Raw genomic sequence first — 18,386 nt, 5'->3', positions numbered from 1 at the left:
ACGCCCGGCCGGCGGGCTCTTTACCATGGGTGTGGAGCGGCGACGGCGACGCCCCCGCGCGGTCGCGCGGGCTCGAGTGCGGCCAGGGCGCGCGGCGGAGGTGGAGAATGTCGAAGATCACCGCGGAGCAGGCGAGAGAGGAGCACGTCGCGCTCCTCAAGGCGTGGACGAAGGCGGTGGGGGCCGTCAAGGACTACGGCTTCCTCGATCGCCACCTGGCCGAAGGCTGGCGGTACGTCGATTACAACGGAGTGCAGCGCGGCAAGGACGAGTACCTGAAGCTCGTCGACAGCATGTTGACGTACACGCAGGAGCTCCGGCAGTGCGACGTGCGTATCGTCGGCGGGGACGTCGCTATCGTGAGCGGCCTCTACCGCTCGCGCGCCGAGCTCAAGGGCGGTGTCAAGCTCGATAACACCATCGCCTTCACCGCGGTCTGGGAGCTCAAGGGCGGTGAATGGAAAGCCCTCGTGCACCACACGACGAGGATCCCTGACGCGTCGTGATCGACGTCCGCGCCGAGCGGGTCGAAGCGCTCCGGCGGCCGGCGCCTCGCCGGCGAGGCCGGAGGAAACGTTGACAGGGATCCTGCTTCGAGTACCGTACACTCAGGATCGTCCTATCGACGATCACCAGGGCTCTCATGGATCTTCGCCGGTTCCTCACGCACGCGGTGCAGATCGCATCTGCGCTGTCGAAACTTCATAAGTCAGGCACCCTTCACCTGGACATCCGCCCCGCGAACCTCTCCGTGCACCCGGAGAGCGGGGAGGTGTCGCTCGACGGTGGGCTGGCCGTGGTGCGCGGCGATCTCGGCCTCTCCGACGAGACGAAGATCAACCCGGAGTCGCTGCCCTACATCGCGCCGGAGCGGACGGGCCGCGTCGACTGGCCGATCGACGAGCGCGCCGATCTCTACTCGCTCGGCGTCACGCTGTACGAGCTGCTCTCCGGCAAGCTGCCGCTCGACGCCGAGGACGCGCCCGCGTGGGCGCACGCCCACATCGCGAGGGCCCCTGTGCCGCTCGCGGAGCTGGTGCATGACGTGCCCCGGATCGTCTCCGAGATCGTGATGAAGCTCCTCGCGAAGTCTCCGGAGGAGCGTTATCAGACCGCCCGCGGGCTCTGGTCGGATCTCCTCATGTGCCAGACCGAGCTGGAGGAGCTCGGGATGATCGACTCGTTCCCGCTCGGGACGGCCGACATCCCGGACCGGCTGCAGCTCCCGACGAAGATCTACGGCAGGAGGCGCGAGCGCGCGATCCTGCTCGAGGCGTTCGAGCGTGTGGTCGCCACGGGCACGGCCGAGCTCGTGCTCGTCGCCGGGTACTCGGGCGTCGGGAAGACCTCGCTCGTGAAGGAGGTGCAGGCGCCCATCGTCCGCGAGCGCGGGGCGTTCATCTCCGGGAAGTTCGATCAGCTCCAGCGCGACATCCCCTACCGCACGATCGCCCAGGCGTTCGGGGAGCTCGTCCGGCAGATCCTGACGGAGAGCCCGCAGTCGCTCGCGGGGTGGAAGCACCGGTTGAGCGACGCGCTCGGCGAGGAGGGGCGGGTCATCATCGACATCATCCCGCAGCTCTCGCTGATCCTCGGCGAGCAGCCGCCGGTGCCGCCGCTCGCGCCGAACGAGGCGCGCAGCCGCTTCGTCCGCGTGTTCCATGCGTTCCTCGGCGTGGTCGCGCGCAAGCGGCACCCGCTCGTGCTGTTCGTGGACGACCTGCAGTGGGCAGATCCCGCCAGCCTGAGGCTCATCCGCGACGTCGTCGCGGCGCCCGAGAAGCGGCACCTGCTCGTGATCGGGGCGTACCGCGACAACGAGGTGACCCCGTCGCACCCGCTCATGGAGGTGCTCCGGCAGATCCACGCCACGGGCGCGCGCGTCTCGACGCTCAGCCTCGACCCGCTCCCGCACGAGAACGTCCTCGAGCTCGTCATGGACACCTTCCGCTGCGAGGACGAGCTGGGGGCTCAGCTCACCAGGGTCCTCGTCCAGAGGACGCGCGGCAACCCGTTCTTCGTGGGCCAGTTCCTGACGGAGCTCTATCGCCAGAAGCTGGTCTGGGTCGATCCCATGAGCGCCGTCTGGTGCTGGAACATCGAGGCCATCGCCGCGCAGAACCTGACCGACAACGTCGTCGACCTGGTGCTGGGCCGCCTCAGGCGGCTGGACGGCGAGACGCAGCGGGTCCTCTCCCTCGCCGCGTGCCTCGGCGCCCGCTTCGACGCCGAGGTCCTCTCGGCCATGTACGGCGAGTCGACCGAGACGACGCACGCCGCCATCTCCCCGGCCATCCGCGAGGGGCTCGTGGCGCGCCGAGGCAGCACGTACAAGTTCCTCCACGACCGCGTGCAGCAGGCCGCGTACCTGCTCATCCGCGAGGGCAACCACGCCTCGACGCATCTGCGCATCGGGCGCCTGCTGCTCGTCCAGACGCCGGAGGAGGCGCTGGAGGACCGGCTGTTCGAGATCACGAACCAGCTGAACATCGGCGCCTCCTTCATCACCGATCCGGGCGAGCGGCGCAGGACGGCCGAGCTGAACCTCCGCGCCGGCAGGAAGGCGAGGGCCTCCGGGGCCTACGGCTCCGCGGTGGCCTACTTCGCCGCGGGCTGCGCGCTGATCGGGGAGGACGACTGGGCGGGAGCCGACGATCTGCTCGCCTTCGCGCTGCACCTCGATCTCGCCGAGAGCGCGTGCGTGAACGGGGAGTTCGATCGGTCCATCGACCTCTGCTCGGTGCTCCTCGAGCGCGCGCGCACGCAGCTCGACAAGGCGGCGGCCTACCGCGTCCTGATGCAGAACCACATGGCCCGGTCCGAGCACGACGCGTGCATCGGCGTCGGGCTGGAGTGCCTCGCGCTGCTCGGCATCAAGCTCGGGAGGCAGCCGGCCGACGAGGAGGTTGTCGCGGAGATCACGGCGCTGCGCGACGCGCTCCGCGATCGCACGGCCGACGAGATCCTCGGCCAGCCGAGGATGACGGCGCCGCCGATGCTCGCGGCGATGGGCGTGATGGCCGTGATGTACGCCTCGACCTTCTACACCGATCCGAACCTCAACGACCTCCTGGTCTGCCAGATGGTCCGGCTCAGCCTGCTCCACGGCAACGCGGAGCCGACCGGCATCGGGTACACGTGCCTCGGCAAGGCGCTCTGCCAGAAGCTCGGCGCGTACCAGGACGGCGACCGGATCGGCAGGGTGGGCTACGAGCTGACCGAGAAGATGAACGCGCTCGTCTACAAGCCCGAGGTGGCCAACCTCTATGGCTGTCTGATCTCGGTCTGGACGCGCCACATCGACACCGGGATCGCCTGCCAGCGCGTGAGCATCCAGGCCGCGAACGAGGTCGGGAACCTGACGTGGGGGAGCTTCAGCAACATCCAGCTCACCCTGAACGTGATCGTGCGGGGCGACCCGATCGAGGAGGCGTACAAGGGCGCGGTGAGCGCGCTCGACTACGCGACGAAGGCGAAGATCACGTTCGCCGCGGACGCCGTGACGAGCATGCTGCGCCTGGTCCAGGCGATGAGGGGCGCCACGCGCCACCTCGGCACGATGAGCGCGGACGACTTCGACGAGCAGGCGTTCGAGGACCGCCTCGAGAAGGAGAGCTTCCCGAGCGTGCGGCTCGTCCATTACGTGATGAAGACCGCGCAGCACCTCCTGGCCTCCAACCCCGACGAGGCGGCCCTGGCCGCGGAGAAGGCGGAGCGCAACATCTCGGGGGGCAACGGGATGTTGTTCTCGGCCGAGTACCACTACTTCGGCGCCCTCGCCCGGGCGGCCCGCTTCTCCGGGGCCCCGGCCGAGGAGCAGGCCGGGCTCCGGCGGTCGCTCGCCGGCCACGAGGAGCAGCTGCGCGTCTGGGCCGAGAGTTGCCCCGACAACTTCGCCGGCAAACACGCGCTCGTAGCGGCGGAGCGCGCGCGCGTCGACGGCAGGCACGACGAGGCCGCGGCGCTCTACGATAAGGCGATCGTGGCCTTCCGCGAGTCCCGGTTCATCCACCAGGAGGCGCTCGCGAGCGAGCTCGCCGCCCGGTTCTACCTGGATCGCGGCTACAGCGGCCTGCCGGGGCTCTACCTGCGGGAGGCGGTGGCGTCGTACTCGCGCTGGGGCGCGAGCGAGAAGGTGAGGCAGCTCGAGCAGCGGCATGCGCTCGTCCTGAACCAGGAGCAGCGCCGCGCGACGAGCAGCGGCGTCATGACGATGGCGGCGGAGGCCATCGACGCGCAGACCGCGGTGAAGGTCTCGCGGTCGCTCTCGAGCGACATGACGCCGAAGGAGATGATGGAGTCGCTCATGCGGCTCGTCGTCGAGCACGAGGGGGCGGAGCGGTGCTGTCTCCTGCTCACCGGGGACGGCCTGCGGCTCGCCGCCGAGGCCGTGGTGGACCGCGACGGCATCAGCATCCGCGTGTACGAGCGGAGCACGGCGCCGCTCGCGACCCGCGTCCCGGCGTCGATCGTCAACTATGTCGAGCGGACGCGGGAGCGGGTGGTGCTCAGCGACGTCGGGGCGAGCGGCGCCTTCGCCGGGGACGAGTACCTCGTGCGCGAGCGGCCGAAGTCGGTGCTGTGCATGCCGCTCATGAAGAACCCCGGCGAGGTGGGCGGCCTCCTCTACCTGGAGAACCGGCTGGTCCACGGCGCGTTCATCCTGCGCCGGCTGCCGCTCCTCGAGTTCCTGGCCGCGCTGTCGCTGCAGAACACCGTGCTCCGCGGCGAGCTGGAGCAGGAGGCGCTGAAGGTCCAGCGGACCGAGGAGGCGCTGCGCCGGAGCGAGAGGGCGCTCCGGGATCTGGCGGAGTCGAGCGACGTCCCCACGTGAGGCGCGGGCCGCGCCGCCGCACCGGCGTGGTGTGGCGGCGCGGCGTTCAGGCGCTCTCAGGCGCTCTCGAGCACGTGGCCCACGCTGTCGAGGAACGGCCTGTCCGACACGGAGAGGTGGAGCTGCACGAACCGCCAGTGATCCCCGTGGCGCTCCACCGTGCAGGTCAGTCGGAGCGCGGGCAGGTCGAAGCGCACGCCGCCCATGGTGGCGTGGATACCGAAGCCGGCCGTCCCGGCGCAGGCGGCCGCTCCCCCGGCCAGCAGACGCACCTGGACATCGCCGGTGATCCTGCACACGAGGTCCTTCAGGATCTCGCTCTGCCGCCGGAACGAGGCCTCGATCTCGGCCCAGCGCGTGAAGTGCAGCTTGTCGTGTGTGCCGTAGAAGATCAGGGCATCGTCACGTACGAACATGTCGCATAACGCGTCCACGTCGCCTCGCTCGAAGGCGCGCGCGAACTCGACGAGCATCTGGCGAACCGAATCTTCTGGACTTGCCGGCTTTCTCTCCGAGGACTCCATGCGCTCCGCTGCTCCCGTACCGATCCGAGCCTGATCTCGGCCGAGCATACAGCACCCCGGAAGCGACGCGCGACGCCCTGCGCGCGAAAGCGCTCGGAGCCCGGGCGGCTGCGCGCGACAAGGGTCGTCGCGGTCACGAACACGTAACACCACACGACCCCGACCAGCGCCAGCCGACCAGGTGCCCCCTCGAACCCCGGAACCCAGCTGACCAGAAACCCCACGAGCAGGAACAGCAGCCCCACGCCCTGCAGCTGCGCGATCGACATCCGCTTCAGGAGGGCGCCGACCGAGAGCGAGGGCAGGTACATGCTCAGGAGGTGCACCTGGATCACCCAGCTCGCCTGCTGGACCGAGCGCTGCTCGACGCCGCACATCTGGAGCGGCGTCGGCACCATGAGGAGGCTCATCACCAGGAAGGCGCCCGCGCCCATGGCCACCATGGGCCAGTACAGCGCGCGGGCGCGCGCGTCCGGCGCGGCGGAGGCCTCGGCGGCGCGCGCCTCCTGCGGCCCGCTGACACGCGGAATCAGCGCAGGCGCAGCTGCACCCCCAGCATCCCCGTGACGCCGCCCTTCGGCAGCGCCGCCTCGGGCTTCGGGTGGACGCGGAGGTCGGTCTGGTGGATCCGCACGAACGCCTCGGCGCTCCCGAGGAGGGCCACGCTGCCCTCGGCCGGCCATACGAGGTCGATCGCCGTGCGCGCCCCGAGGGTCCAGCCGTGCCCTGTCTCTTCGGGCTTCTTCGGGTCGCCCGGGGAGGCGATCACCCAGTCGGCGGCGGCCTCGATCCTCGCCCGGACGAGCGCGTCGAGCGGCGCGATGGGCGCTGCGATGCCGCCGCCGCCCCCGAGCGCGAGCCACTGGACGGACAGCCCCGGGGCCGGCTCGCGCAGGGCCGCGGCATAGGACGCCGAGAGGGCCCCGAAGAACCCCGAGCGCCGGTCGAGCGCCGTGGCCATGACCCAGGCGCCGGCGCGGGCGGGGCCCGCGGCGCCGGCGGGGCCGCGATCGAGCCCGTTGCCGACGAGCCCGCCGGCGGCGAGGAACCAGCCCAGCGGGCGCGGCGGCGGCGAGGCGGCCGCCGGCTCGATGCCGGCCGCCGCCGCGCCGGTCGGCTCGGGCGGCGCCGGGGCGCCGGCGCGCTCCGACGCCAGGGCCGCGACCAGCAGCCCCGCGGTGCGGTAGCGGTCGGGCAGCGGATCCTCCTCGCGGAACTCGATCTCGCGCGACGACAGCGTGCCTTCCGGGGCGCCGACCGAGGCGACGTCGACCCGCAGGCGGCGGTGGTCCGGGCCGTCCAGCCAGACGACGGCGAGCGCCCGGACCGGGGTCCCGGCGCGCTTCGGGTCGCCGAGCGCGCACCCGCCGCCGCCGGCGGCGCGGGAGCACGCCTCGACGAGGAGCGCCGGGAGCTCGCCATGCACGGCAGGGCCCGACGCGATGTCGACGACGATCGGGGCCGGCACGAGAATCTACCCGGGACCGACGCTACCGAGCGGGAGGGGCGAAGGCAAGCCGGAGGCGGCCGCGGCGGGGTGACCGACCCCACGTCGAGGCGCAGGTCGACGACGACCCGGCGATCGTCGGGGTTTGCTCGAGCGCAGCCAGGCGGCGATCGAGGAGCTGAAGCGCGACATCCGAGCCAGGACCGGAACGGCGTTGTTCGACTTCATCCTGGAGGACATCCGAGCTGGTGCGGCGAGCGCGCTCGCCGGTTGTCCCTGGTCACCGGATACGATAGGTTCAGTCCATGGCCACCGCCTCCCTCCGGCTGCGCTGAGCAGGACAGCGCGTCCCACGCCGCGCCCCGCGCATTCCGCGCAGGCGCGCTGGTCTGCCGCGCTGTCGACCCGTCCCTGAACCCTTGTCGGAGGTCGGGGGCGTGATGCGCGCGCAGACGCGGGGGAACGCCGTCCGGTAGCCCTCGCCGCGATCTGCTCCTGCTCAGCGCTCGACGACCTCCTCGGACGTGTTCGCCGGAGGTCGTGTCATGCCTGCATCGAAGCGCTCAACCCGCGAGTGTCGCAATTCCCCTGTTCACAAGGCGATCGTCATCGCCGTTCAGCTCCCGGAGGCCGCAGAGGCCGAACTTCATCGATCGCTCGCCGAGCTCAAGCAGCTGCTGCTCGGCCTCGACATCACCGCCGTCGCGGAGGTCGTCCAGAAGAGGAGCGTGCGCTCGTCCCCCACCACGTATCTCGGCGAGGGGAAGCTCCGCGAGCTCGCCGCCCTCACAGGCGGCACAGGCGAGGTACCGAGGGGACCGGATGCGCGCCGGGCCGACCGCGCGGCGTCCCAGCCGGCGGAGCGCCTCGTCGTCGTCGCCGACGACGAGCTCAGCCCCGGCCAGCTGCGGAACCTGCAGGCGGCGCTCGGCGTCGACGTGCTCGATCGGACCGCCGTCATCCTGCGCGTATTCGAGTCGAGGGCCCGCACCCGCGAGGCGAGGCTCGAGATCGAGCTCGCCCGGATCGAGTACGAGCTCCCGCGGATCCGCGACGATCACGCGCTCGGCGATCGCGAGGGCGGCGGCGGCCGCGCCTCCCGCGGCCACACGAACGTCGAGCTCGCCAAGCAGCGCGCACGGGACCGGATGGCCGCGGCGCGCAGGGAGCTCGAGCAGCTCAAGGAGAGCGCCGAGCAGCGCCGCCTCGCCCGCGCAGACAGCTTCCGGGTGGCGCTCGTCGGCTACACCAACGCGGGCAAATCGTCGATCATGCGCCAGCTGACGGGCAGCGACGTCCTCGTCGAGGACAGGCCCTTCGCGACCCTCGGGACGACGGTGCGCCAGCTCTCGCCGCCGGCGACGCCGGCCGTGCTCGTCGCCGACACGGTGGGCTTCATCCACCGGCTGCCCCACGCGCTGGTCGCCTCGTTCCACTCCACGCTCTCCGAGGCGCGCGAAGCGTGGCTCCTGCTCCACGTGGTCGACGCCGCCGATCCAGCGTTCCGCTCGCAGATCCGCGTGACGGAGCAGGTCCTCGCGGACATCGGCGCCGCGGAGACGCCGGCGCTGCTCCTGCTCAACAAGGCGGACCGCCTGGGTCGCGAGGAGCGCGACGCGCTCGCCCGCGAGCATCCGGGCGCGCTCCTGATGAGCGCCCTCGATCACCGGGACGGCGACGCGCTCCGGGCGCGGATCGAGGCCTTCTTCGCGCAGCACCTCGTCGAGCAGACCGTATCGATTCCCTACGATCGTCACGGCGTGCTCGCCGAGCTGCGCGATCGGCTCCAGGTGGTCCGGGAGGAGTACGGCGACGAGGTCTCCGTCACGGTCCGCGGCACCCCGGAGGCGCTGGGCAAGCTCGCGGCGCGGCTCTCCGGCGGATGACAGCGCGATCCTGCTGGTCCCGACGAGCACCCCTGGTGAGTTCGAAGCGCTGGGGGCACCTGACGGGAGACGGGGAGGCGAGAGATGGGGCTCAGTCGTTCGAACCATCAGGTTGATGGTCTCCACCTCTCGCTTCTCCACCTTGGTCTGGATACATCTCTCGCCTTCCCGTCCCCCTGTGTAACCTCTCTCCTCCCCGCCTCCCCGCCTCCCTGTGCACTCTCTCTTGCTCTGCCTCCGACCGCGCTTCGCGCGGCGAAAGTCTGGGCCGTAGACGAACTCACGCATGTTCTGACCATTCTGGGGAAGCACCTTGACGATCGCCTGAGTTACGGGTCAGATGGAAGGTTGTCATGAACGCGAAGCACCTCGTGGCCTACGTCGACGTCGACGATACGCTCGTCCGCTCCTTCGGCTCGAAACGGATCCCGATGTCGGCGGTCGTCGAACACGTGCGCCAGCTCCATGAACACGGATTCGTGCTGTATTGCTGGAGCACGGGTGGCGCCGACTACGCCCAAAACTCCGCGCGCGAACTTGGCATCGAGCGTTGCTTCACGGGTTTCCTGCCCAAGCCCAACATCCTCATCGACGATCAGACGCCCGCCGACTGGCGCGGTCTCGTATGCGTGCATCCGAACGAAGCGGTATCGAAGAGCGCCCATGACTACGCCGTCATCGTTGCCGCCGGGAGAGGCGTCTGACACGGCGACGAAGGCGGACTGGCTTCGCCCGACGCTCATCACCTGGCCGCTCGACCTCACCCCACACATTGCGGCCGTTGTTGGCCGAGGCCTATCAGCAGGCCGTCGGTAGTTACGCGAAACTCGACGGGCTCGCCGAGCCCCAGAAGGCCATGCGATAATCCCGGGCCATGCTCGCGCGCCGCCGGGGTTGAACGCCGTGACCGACAGACACTCCTTCTACCGCGCAATCCCGCCGCCGGAGCCGCTGCGCCCGTTCATCCGCAGCCTCTGGATCTACGACAGCTACCGTCCAGAGCACCTCGTCGATCGGGTGCTGCCCACCGGGACGCTCGAGATCGTCATCCCCCTCGGCGGCAAGCGGCTCTCCTGGACAGAGCCGACCGGCCGCGACGGGACATGCCGCACCGCCCTCGTATCCGGCCCGCGCCAGTCCGCGTTCGACGTGCCCACCGCTCCTCAGGCGCGGCTCGTGGGCGCGCACTTTCACCCCGGCGGCGCGTGGCCGCTCTTCGGCCTCCCGATGGACGCCCTCACCGACCAGCACCACCCGCTCGACGATCTGCTCGGCGCATCCGCGCGCGATCTCGTGGAGCGCATCGACGGCGCGGCGACGAACATGGAACGGCTGGCGACGCTGAGCGCGTACTTCCTCGATCGCGCCCGAGCGTGCCGCGCGTCGCACGCCGCCGTGACCGCGACGGTCCGGCGCGCGGCGCGCGGCTCCACCGAGGGCGCGATCGCCGCGGAGGTCGCGGCCTCAGGGCTGAGCCACCGCAGGTTCATCGAGCTGTTCCGTCGCGAGGTCGGCTTGACGCCGCGTGACTTCCTCCGCGTCCAGCGGTTCCAGCGGGCGCTCGACATCGCCGCGCGGAGCGGGCGAGCCGGGGCCGATCTCGCCTACGAAGCAGGGTACTCCGACCAGTCGCACTGGATCCTCGAGTGCCGGAAGCACTCGGGCCTGACGCCGCGCGAGCTCCTCGCCAGGCAACGGGGCGCGCGCCCCATCCCGCCGGCCGAGAGGGGTCAAATGCTTCCTATTCGCTGACCTGGCGCGCGATCCAGGCTGCGCGCATGCACATCATCTTCGGTTCCAGCGGCGTCGTGGGGAGCGCGGTCCTGGCGGAGCTTCACCGCAAAGGGCTGCCCGCGCGCGGCGTCTATCGTTCGAGGAGGCCGGCCCACCACGCCGGCGAGGTCGCGCGCGTCGATCTCGAGACCGGCGACGGCCTCGACGCGAGCCTCCGCGGGGCGACGACGGTCTTCCTCGCGACAGGAGACATGCTCGATCAGGTCACCGCCGAGCTCCGCGTGGTCGAAGCGGCACGGCGCGCTGGAGCTCACCGGCTCGTCAAGCTCTCGATCATGAGCGCGGAGAGCGAAGCGTTCTTCTATGCGCGCGTCCATCGCGCGATCGAGCGCGGGGTCGAGGCCTCCGGGATCGCTTACACGCTCCTCCGGCCAGGCGGCTTCATGCAGAACTTCATCAACTACCACGGTCACGCGATCCGGACGGAGGGTGTCCTCCGCCTGCCGTGCGAGGACGTCGAGGAGAACGTCATCGACGCGCGCGACATCGCCCGCGTGGCGGCCGAGTGCCTGTCATCGGACCGCTTCGAGGGCCAGGCGCTGACGCTGTGCGGGCCCGAGCCGCTCTCGTACGCGTCGATGGTCGCCGAGATCTCCGGGGCGACCGGCCGGAAGGTCACCTTCGCGTCGATCTCGGCGGAGGCGTTCCGCGCGGCGATGCTGCCGTATGCGGTATCCCAGGAGCACGTCGACGGGATCACGGCGATGCTCCGCTTCCATCAGGAAGGTCGGGGGCCGAAGAGGAGCGACGCGGTGCTCGACGTGACCGGCGCTCGGCCGCGCTCCTTCGCGGAGTTCGCGCGCGAGCACGCGTCGAGCTGGCTCCCGTAGCGCTGCGGCGAGCTTCCCGGAGCGAGCTCGTCAGGGGCGGGCTCCCTCGCCTTCTGGTAGGTCGCAGTGACGCGTCGGCGACGCCTGTGGTGCCCTCGAGAGCCGCCAGCGCTATCCTACGGGCATGTCCGGAGCCGCTTCCGCCCGTCGCCTCGCCACCGCGGACGATCTGTTGGCCATCCCCGAGCGCGAGCGTTTCCACGAGGTCATCGGTGGCGAGCTCGTTCGCAAGGCCATGCCGAGCGGCCCGCACGGGCGCGCCCAGCTCCGGATCGGGAGCCGGATCAGCGGACCCTATGACCGGCGGCCCGGCGGCCGCTGGCCGGGAGGCTTATGGTTCGCGACCGAGGTCGAGGTCGAGCTGGAAACCCATGAGGTCTACCGTCCCGATGTGACGGGGTGGCTGCGCGAGCGCTTGCCGGAGCTGCCTCGCGAGGTGCCCCTCCGGGTACGGCCGGACTGGGTGTGTGAGGTGCTATCGCCGTCGAACAGCCGCAACGATCTGTTCAAGAAGCTTCGAACGTACCAGCGCTGCAAGGTGCCCCGCTACTGGATCGTCGACCCCGAGACGGAGACGCTCATGGTCTACCGGTGGACGACAGAGGGATATCTGCTGGTGCTGGCCGCCGAGCGGGAGGATCGGGTCAGGCCCGAGCCTTTCGATGCGATCGTGCTGAAGGTAGGCACGCTGTTCGACGACGACGACGACGAGGACGAGGAGGAGCGGCAGCGGTGACGGACCGCGGCCCCGCGACGCGGAGACAAGGGCACCGCACGAGCGCCGATCACGTTGGAGTCCCCGAAGAAATCAACAGAAGGGAAGACAACCCGCAAGGGCGCAAGGGGCGCAAGGGGAAGACAGAAACCATCGCGCCTCTGGTCCCTTGCGCCCCTTGCGCCCCTTGCGGTTGAATTTTGACGTGTTCGATCCTCTGGGATCGATCTTCCGGTCCGCGCAACAGCCACGGTGGCTACCGATAGGCCGGCCTCATGGCGAATACGGGCGCGCGGCCTCCGCCCACGTCAGTCGCCGGCGAGCTCGAACGCGCCTTCGTACACCGCGTCGATCGAGATGGTAGCGCCGTTCGCCAGCGTCAGCGTGTCGCCGGCCTCCAGCACCCGGTAGCGCCAGGAGCCATCCGCCTCGCGACGATAGTGCTCGACCCGCGCAGACGTCTGCGAAACGAGCACGTAGTCGGTCAGCGAGGCGAGGCGCTGGTACGCCGCCCACTTCTTGCCGCGGTCGTAGGGCTCGGTGCTCTGCGAGAGGACCTCGACAAGGATGCACGGGTTCGTGAGGACATCGCTCGTGCCAGGTTCCGTGTCCATGGGGCCGCACACCACGACCGAGTCCGCATAGACGTAGCGCTGCCCTTGCTCGGCCGAGATCCGCTGATCGGACGTCAGCACGTGGCACCCCTTGCCGCGAACGGCCGCTCGAAGCTCCGCGATCATGGCGCCTGACAGCAAGTTATGCCGAGGGCTGCCACCCGCCATCGCGAACACCTCGCCGAGATGGTACTCGTGCTTCGCAGGCTGGCTCCGCTCCCACGCCAGGTACTCCGCGGCGCTCATGTTCCGCATCGTGGCGGGATCACCCATGGCGCCGAGCCTAGCGCGACCCCGCATGGGGAACCAGCCCGGGGAGGCTCCCATCACCCTGGGTCGCTGAGCTCATCGGCTCGGGCGAGGACGCGCGCGCGATGGCTGCACTCGCCCTGGTCACGAGAGCACGGTGCGTGGGCAGGGATGACCGATGTCGGGATGGCCCCGCCCTACGGGACCACCTCGATCCACTCCGACGCTCGCACGGTGGTGTCGGACGTCGGATCCATCCAGAGAAGGCTCGCTCCGAGGACACCGGTCCGGCGGTTCCGGGCGAAGGTCACGGGCGGGGCCGGGCCCGCGTCGAAGTCGCGCAGCCGCTCGAGCGCCGCGATCAGCCCCTCCCGCGTCGCGTGGGCGCCGGCGCGCTTCAGCGCCTCGATCGCGATCTGCGCCGCGACGTAGGCGCTCGCCTGGATACCGAGCGGCCCCGGCGCCACGCCTGCCCGGCGCAGGAACGCGTGCAGCGCTTCCTCCGACGCCCGCTCCCGCTCGCCCAGGGAGCCTGGGTACACGAACAGCACGCGGCCGGCGAGCTCGCGGGACAGCGCCCCGGCGCTCCCGGCGAGCGAGCCCAGCGAGGCGTAGATCGGCGCGGCCGAGCCGGCGTCGTCCAGCGCCGCCCTGGCGCTCGCGAGGTCCGCGCCGGGGCCCCAGAAGAGAACGGCCCGCGCGCCGTGCGCCCGCGCCGCGCCGGCGACGTCGCGCGGCGAGAGGCGGCCTGGCTCGAAGGAGAGCGCCGGCGGCGCAGGGAGGTCGCGGTGCGCAGCCTCCTCGCGCGCGCCCGACGCCCAGGCCTCGCCGGCGCGGTCGCGCGTGTGCACGACCAGCGCGAGCGCCCCCGCGGTCGCAGAAGCGCCGGCGAGGTGCTTGACCGCCACGCGGGCCAGCACGTCGGGCCCAGGCAGCACCTGGAACACGACGTCGTCGGCCCCGGCCGCGCCCCCTCGGGCGACATCCCGCGCGCGGCCAGGGGCGCCGCCGGCCAACCCGGGTGCGACCGCCACCGGGGCGCCGCCGACCAACCCGGGTGCGCCCGCCAGCGCCAAGGGCCCCACGAGCGGCGCCCGCTCCTCCGAGAGGCGCGCCCGCAGCGCCGGATCCCCGTCGAAGGCGCTCCCCACCAGCGCCAGCACGCCCCGGTCCAGGAGGCGCGCCGTCGCTCCGGCGTCGCCCGCCGGCCCGGCGCTGTCCTCCACGCGCAGCTCGAGCCTCCGCCGGTAGAGGCCGCCCCGCGCGTTCACCTCGGCGAACGCCGCCATCAGCACGTCGCGCGCGGCCGCGCCCACCGGCGCCTCCGGCCCGGTCAGCGGCAGCGCGGCGCCCAGCGCCACCGAGCCCGCCGTGACGCCAGGGTCAAGATCCCGGCCGACACAACCCAAATAGTCAACAAGATCCGAAAGATCCGCCTCTGCCAGGTGGTACCGCGGCATCACCGGGCTCAGCCACTGCCCCGCGGGCCCTCGCCCCTCGCGGATCGCCGTCACCAGCGCGGCGGCGGTCATCGCCCCCTCCCCTGCCCCCCTCCCCTGCCCTGCTCCCCCACCCCGCTCGCCGCTGGCCCCCAGGCGCAGCTCGGCCGCGAGCGGCGGCGCCGTCACGCCCCCCTCGGTCGTCCCCTGCCCGCTGGGGCCGTGGCAGCCCGCGCAGGCGGCCTCGCGGCCCGAGAGCGCCGCGGCGCCGCCGACGATCGCGCCCTCGATGGCCCGGCCGTCCTCGGTCGCGCCGCGCTGGTAGATGCGCTTGCCGCGCCGGGCGGCCGGCGAGAGCTCCTCGCACGACGCCACCTCGCCCGCCGCAGGCGCGTGCGCCCGGGGCGCTCGCTCATCACGGCCGAGCGCCCACGCCGCGACCGCGCAGATCCCCACCGGCACCGCAGCCAGGAGGCCGAGCCGCGCCCTCCCAGAACGGGCCCCCGGCCTAGCCACCGCCCGCGCTCCGCGCCGCTGCCCCTCGCGGCGGAAGGAACGCCCGGACCTCGTCCGCGAGGCGCCCCGGCGGCGCGATGCCCTCGACCCGCGTCCAGCGGCCCTCCGCCTCGCGCCCGATGAGCGTGATCGGCGCGTGCCGCTCCTTGATCGGCGCGCGCCCCCCGAGCGCATCCAGCACGCGGTTCACGCGCTCGCGCCGCCCCGTCAGGAACGACCAGCCCTTCCGCCGGCCGAACTTCTCGGCGTACGCGTTCAGCCGCTCCGGCGTGTCCATCGCGGGGTCCAGCGAGATCGAGACGAGCCGCACGTCCCGGTCCAGCGCGCCGCCGAGCTCGGCCTGGAGCCGGCCGAAGATGGCCGTCATCGGCGAGCAGATCGTCGTGCAGGTCGTGAAGATGAAGTTGACGGCGAGCACCCGGTCCCTGGCGAGCTCGCGCAGACGGACGGGCCGGCCGTCCTGATCCACGAGCTCCTCGTCCAGGACCTCGACGCCCGTCGCCGGCGAGGCGCGCACCTCCGCCGCGCCGTCCGCGGAGAGCCCAGGCGGCCCCGCGGCAGCAGCGACGTCCGGAGGGTGCCCAGGCGGCCCCGCGGGAGCGGGGGCCGCGTGCTCGCCAGGAGGCGCGTTCGCGCTCCCGCGGCCGCACGAGGCCGCGGCGAGCGCGCCGGCCAGGACCAGCGCTTTCGATGCACCGAGCGACAGGAAACGCATTGTGGGCCTCACCGTGGGTCGTTGAGGTGCTGGACGGCGCGCGCGAGCGCCTCGGGCTCCTCGGTGGCGAACGCCTTCAGCCACATGCCGGTCGACGTGTCGCCGACGAGCAGCGTCATCGTGTGCTCGTCGGGGCGCTTCACCTGGCCGCCGAGGCGCTTCAGCACCGCGGCGACGTTCTCGGGCGTGCCGGTCAGGAAGTACCAGCCCTCGCCCGCCTTGAACTTCGCGGCGTACTCCTTCAGCGCGGCCGGCGTGTCGTTCTCCGGGTCGACCGTGATCGTCAGCATCGTCACCGCCTGCCCGCGCGCCCGGAGCAGCGCCTGCACGCGCGCGAGGTTCGCCGTCATCGTGGGGCAGACGCCCTTGCACGAGGTGAAGGCGAAGTTGATGAGCACCTTCCGGCCCCGCAGCAGCCCGTCGTAGAAGCGGTGCGCGCGGCCGTGCTGGTCGACGAGCTCGGTGTTGGTGAAGTACCGCGCCGCGGCGGCGTCGTCCTCCCGGGAGACGCCGCCGATCTTCATCCGCTCCACGCGCGGCGCCTTGCCCTCCGCGGGCGTGAAGCGCGCGGCCGAGGAGATCGCGAGCGCGAGGGCCGCCGCGGCGAGGGCCGCCCCGGGCCTCATCGCGCACCTCCGCCCTGCGCGCCGGCGCCGCGCGCGGAGACCCGGAGCGGGACGAACGGGAGCGCGCCGACAGGCGCCCCGCGCCCAGGGACGGCGGCGAGGAAGCGGTACTGGCCCGGCGCGGGCGGGGTGAACGCGACGGAGAACGTGCCGTCCCCCTCGGCCCGCGGCGCGCCGCGGAAGCGGTACCCGGCCGGGAACCGGACGACCATCACCTCGATGTCCTCAGCGTCGAGCGCGTCGAGCGGAGGGCCCCCTTCGCCGGCGGTCGCGCGGAAGCGCAGCGTCGCGGGCTCGCCCGCCGCGAGCCGCACGTCGGGCTCGAAGAGCGGCGCGATCGCGATGTCCTTCACGGGGTCGCCCCCGCAGCCGGACGCGTCGGCCTCGCCGTCGCCCGGGGCGCAGCGCGCGGGCGCCACGGTGGCCTCGAGGCACACCCCCGTCCGCGGGCGGTCGAGGAGGAGCTCGACGTCGTAGAGCCCCCCCTCGCCGAGGCGCACCGTGGTCGCGTACACGCCCGGGCGCACCTCCTTGAGCGACCTGTCCTCGACGAGGATCGATCGCGGCTCGCGGCCGTAGCTCGGCAAGGTGCCGATCGGGGCCATCATGCCCTCCACGTAGACGTAGAGCGCCCTGTCGGCCGGGCTCGCGACGAGGGCGCCGTTGCCCTCGGGCAGGGGGGCGATGGGCGTGGCGAGCGCGGCCGGCCCTGGCCGCGCCGCGGCGGCGAGAGGCGGGCCCTGGCCGACCGCGATGTCGACGAGAGGCGGGGCCGCCGGGCCGCCGAGGGCCGACCGGTCGACGAGCGAGACCCGCGCGGCGCCCCGGTTGCGGATGTAGGCGAAGGCCCCGGTGAAGGTGACCGCGTCCGGCGCGGCCAGCCCGGTGAGCGTGTGCGCCACCGCGCCCGTCGCGCCGTCGAGGACGGCGACCTCGTTCGCGGACGGGTTCAGCGCGAACGAGAACCGCCCGCCCGGGTCGAACTGGAGCGCGCCGAGCCCGGGCTTCAGGGCGACGCGCCCGGCGACGGCGCGGCGCGCGACGTCGAGGATCACGACCTCGCCGCGCGCGGCGTTCGCCGCGTGGACCACGCCCGCTTCATCGCTCGCGGCGATGGCGACGACCCCCTCGCCCACCGCGATCTCGCCGAGCGGCTCGAGCGTCTCGCCGTCCACCACGGCCACCGATTCGCCCTGCTGGCTCGTGATCCACGCGGCGCGGCCGCCGCCGGTGAAGGCGATCTCGTGGTGGCCCGGGGCCACCGGGAGCGTCTTCAGGACGTCCGTCGAGCGGGCGTCGATCACGCTCACCGTCCCGTCGCCGTCGTTGCCCACCCAGACCGTGCGCCCGTCGGGGGCGACAACGACGCGCGACGGATCCTGGCCGACGGGGACGTTCGTCCGGACGAGCCCTCGCCGCGTGTCGACAACGGCGAGGCCCTGCCCGCCCCGGAGCGTCACGTAGAGGCTCTCCCGGTCGGGGTGCAGGACGAACGAGACGCCGCGGCCCGCGAGGCTGACCACGCTCCGGAGCTGCGTCCTGGCGAGGGCGACCTGCGGGTTGATGGCCGAGAGGGAGTTGTCCTGGTTCAGCGTCCAGAGGAGGTAGGCGTTCATGTCGACCTCGGGGCGCACGGACAGGAGGCCCGCCATGAAGCTCTTGATCTTCCCCCGGCACGCCGCTTCGTCCGGCGCGGCGTCGATCGCGCCGCTGGCGACGCTCGCTGCAGGCGCGCCGCCGGAGAAGCTCGCCGCGGCGGCGCCGTCCGCCCCGGCGCGGCGCGACATCCAGCCGAGCGGCGTGAGGCCACGGACCGGCGCGCCCGTGGACGCGTCGGTGATGGTGAACTCGGCCATGACGTCGGAGCCCGCCACCGCCGCGGCCGGCCCCGCCCCGAGGCCGGTCCCCCCGCCCTGCTGGCCGCGGTCCAGCGGCCGCAGGGCGAACGCGATGGAGAGCCCATCGCGCTCGACCCGGCTCTCCTGCAGGGGAGCCGCCGGCTCCTCGGGCTGCGCCGGCGGCGCGAGCTGCGCCGGCGGCGCCGGCCGCTCGGCCCCCGGGTCCTGCGAGGCAGGGAGCGCCTCTCTCCGGCCGCAGCCGAGCGCCGTCGAGGCGCTGAGCCAGGCCAGCGAGAGCCAGAGTCCGCGCGCGCCCATCGAGGCGCCGTCCATCGAGATCCGTCGCATCACAGGCCCCT

The 18,386-nt window shown here is 72.4% G+C and carries 15 protein-coding genes; 7 read left to right on the top strand and 8 right to left on the bottom strand.

Annotated elements, in window-relative coordinates:
- The first annotated feature begins 107 nt into the window (after positions 1-107).
- Both WME82_RS11920 and WME82_RS11915 read left to right on the top strand, forming a co-directional pair.
- Positions 108-506: a YybH family protein gene (locus WME82_RS11920; protein ID WP_438042934.1), complete on the top strand. Its 399-nt coding sequence runs from the start codon at positions 108-110 to the stop codon at positions 504-506.
- Between the two features lie 137 nt (positions 507-643).
- A complete protein-coding gene (locus WME82_RS11915; RefSeq protein ID WP_438042933.1) occupies positions 644-4,834 on the top strand; it encodes an ATP-binding protein in 4,191 nt (1,396 codons plus the stop codon).
- A 56-nt stretch (positions 4,835-4,890) separates the two neighbouring features.
- Here WME82_RS11915 and WME82_RS11910 read toward each other — a convergent pair whose 3' ends face one another.
- The 3 genes from WME82_RS11910 to WME82_RS11900 form a co-directional block, all read right to left on the bottom strand.
- Positions 4,891-5,307, bottom strand: coding sequence for a nuclear transport factor 2 family protein (locus WME82_RS11910; protein ID WP_061614382.1), 417 nt, complete (start codon positions 5,305-5,307; stop codon positions 4,891-4,893).
- Positions 5,226-5,801 carry a hypothetical protein gene (locus WME82_RS11905; protein ID WP_438042932.1) on the bottom strand — a complete coding sequence of 192 codons (576 nt, stop codon included), beginning with the start codon at positions 5,799-5,801 and terminating at the stop codon, positions 5,226-5,228. Before WME82_RS11905 ends, WME82_RS11910 begins: the two co-directional genes overlap by 82 nt.
- A gap of 86 nt (positions 5,802-5,887) precedes the next feature.
- Complete coding sequence (locus WME82_RS11900) at positions 5,888-6,826, bottom strand: hypothetical protein (protein WP_438042931.1); 939 nt, start codon at positions 6,824-6,826, stop codon at positions 5,888-5,890.
- Between the two features lie 524 nt (positions 6,827-7,350).
- On the opposite strand from WME82_RS11900, the gene hflX reads away from it, so the two are divergent.
- The 5 genes from hflX (at position 7,351) to WME82_RS11875 (ending at position 12,051) form a co-directional block, all read left to right on the top strand.
- Positions 7,351-8,691, top strand: a complete 1,341-nt coding sequence (hflX, locus tag WME82_RS11895) for a GTPase HflX (RefSeq protein WP_438042930.1) — start codon at positions 7,351-7,353, stop codon at positions 8,689-8,691.
- A 353-nt stretch (positions 8,692-9,044) separates the two neighbouring features.
- Positions 9,045-9,395 (top strand): DUF705 domain-containing protein, encoded by a 351-nt coding sequence (locus WME82_RS11890; protein ID WP_438042929.1) that lies wholly within the window; start codon positions 9,045-9,047, stop codon positions 9,393-9,395.
- A 199-nt stretch (positions 9,396-9,594) separates the two neighbouring features.
- The gene (locus WME82_RS11885; RefSeq protein WP_438042928.1) at positions 9,595-10,443 is read left to right on the top strand and encodes an AraC family transcriptional regulator; all 849 of its coding nucleotides are present in this window, start codon (positions 9,595-9,597) and stop codon (positions 10,441-10,443) included.
- A gap of 26 nt (positions 10,444-10,469) precedes the next feature.
- Positions 10,470-11,315, top strand: coding sequence for an NmrA family NAD(P)-binding protein (locus WME82_RS11880; RefSeq protein WP_438042927.1), 846 nt, complete (start codon positions 10,470-10,472; stop codon positions 11,313-11,315).
- Between the two features lie 124 nt (positions 11,316-11,439).
- A complete protein-coding gene (locus WME82_RS11875) occupies positions 11,440-12,051 on the top strand; it encodes a Uma2 family endonuclease (protein WP_438042926.1) in 612 nt (203 codons plus the stop codon).
- 287 nt (positions 12,052-12,338) lie between these two features.
- On the opposite strand, the gene WME82_RS11870 is transcribed toward WME82_RS11875, so the two are convergent.
- The 5 genes from WME82_RS11870 to WME82_RS11850 form a co-directional block, all read right to left on the bottom strand.
- Positions 12,339-12,917 carry a Uma2 family endonuclease gene (locus tag WME82_RS11870; protein ID WP_438042925.1) on the bottom strand — a complete coding sequence of 193 codons (579 nt, stop codon included), beginning with the start codon at positions 12,915-12,917 and terminating at the stop codon, positions 12,339-12,341.
- 173 nt (positions 12,918-13,090) lie between these two features.
- Positions 13,091-14,848: a cytochrome c/ABC transporter substrate-binding protein gene (locus WME82_RS11865; protein ID WP_438042924.1), complete on the bottom strand. Its 1,758-nt coding sequence runs from the start codon at positions 14,846-14,848 to the stop codon at positions 13,091-13,093.
- Entirely contained in the window at positions 14,841-15,563 is a 723-nt protein-coding gene (locus WME82_RS11860) for an SCO family protein (protein ID WP_438042923.1), read from the bottom strand. Before WME82_RS11860 ends, WME82_RS11865 begins: the two co-directional genes overlap by 8 nt.
- Positions 15,564-15,571: 8 nt before the next feature.
- Complete coding sequence (locus tag WME82_RS11855; protein ID WP_437915740.1) at positions 15,572-16,189, bottom strand: SCO family protein; 618 nt, start codon at positions 16,187-16,189, stop codon at positions 15,572-15,574.
- Entirely contained in the window at positions 16,186-18,375 is a 2,190-nt protein-coding gene (locus tag WME82_RS11850) for a YncE family protein (RefSeq protein WP_438042922.1), read from the bottom strand. Before WME82_RS11850 ends, WME82_RS11855 begins: the two co-directional genes overlap by 4 nt.
- Between the last annotated feature and the right edge of the window lie 11 nt (positions 18,376-18,386).

The sequence above is a fragment of the Sorangium sp. So ce128 genome (genome assembly GCF_051525245.1).
GTDB classification, from domain to species: Bacteria; Myxococcota_A; Polyangia; order Polyangiales; family Polyangiaceae; genus Sorangium; species Sorangium cellulosum_B.
This window is presented reverse-complemented; position numbering and strand designations above follow the sequence as displayed.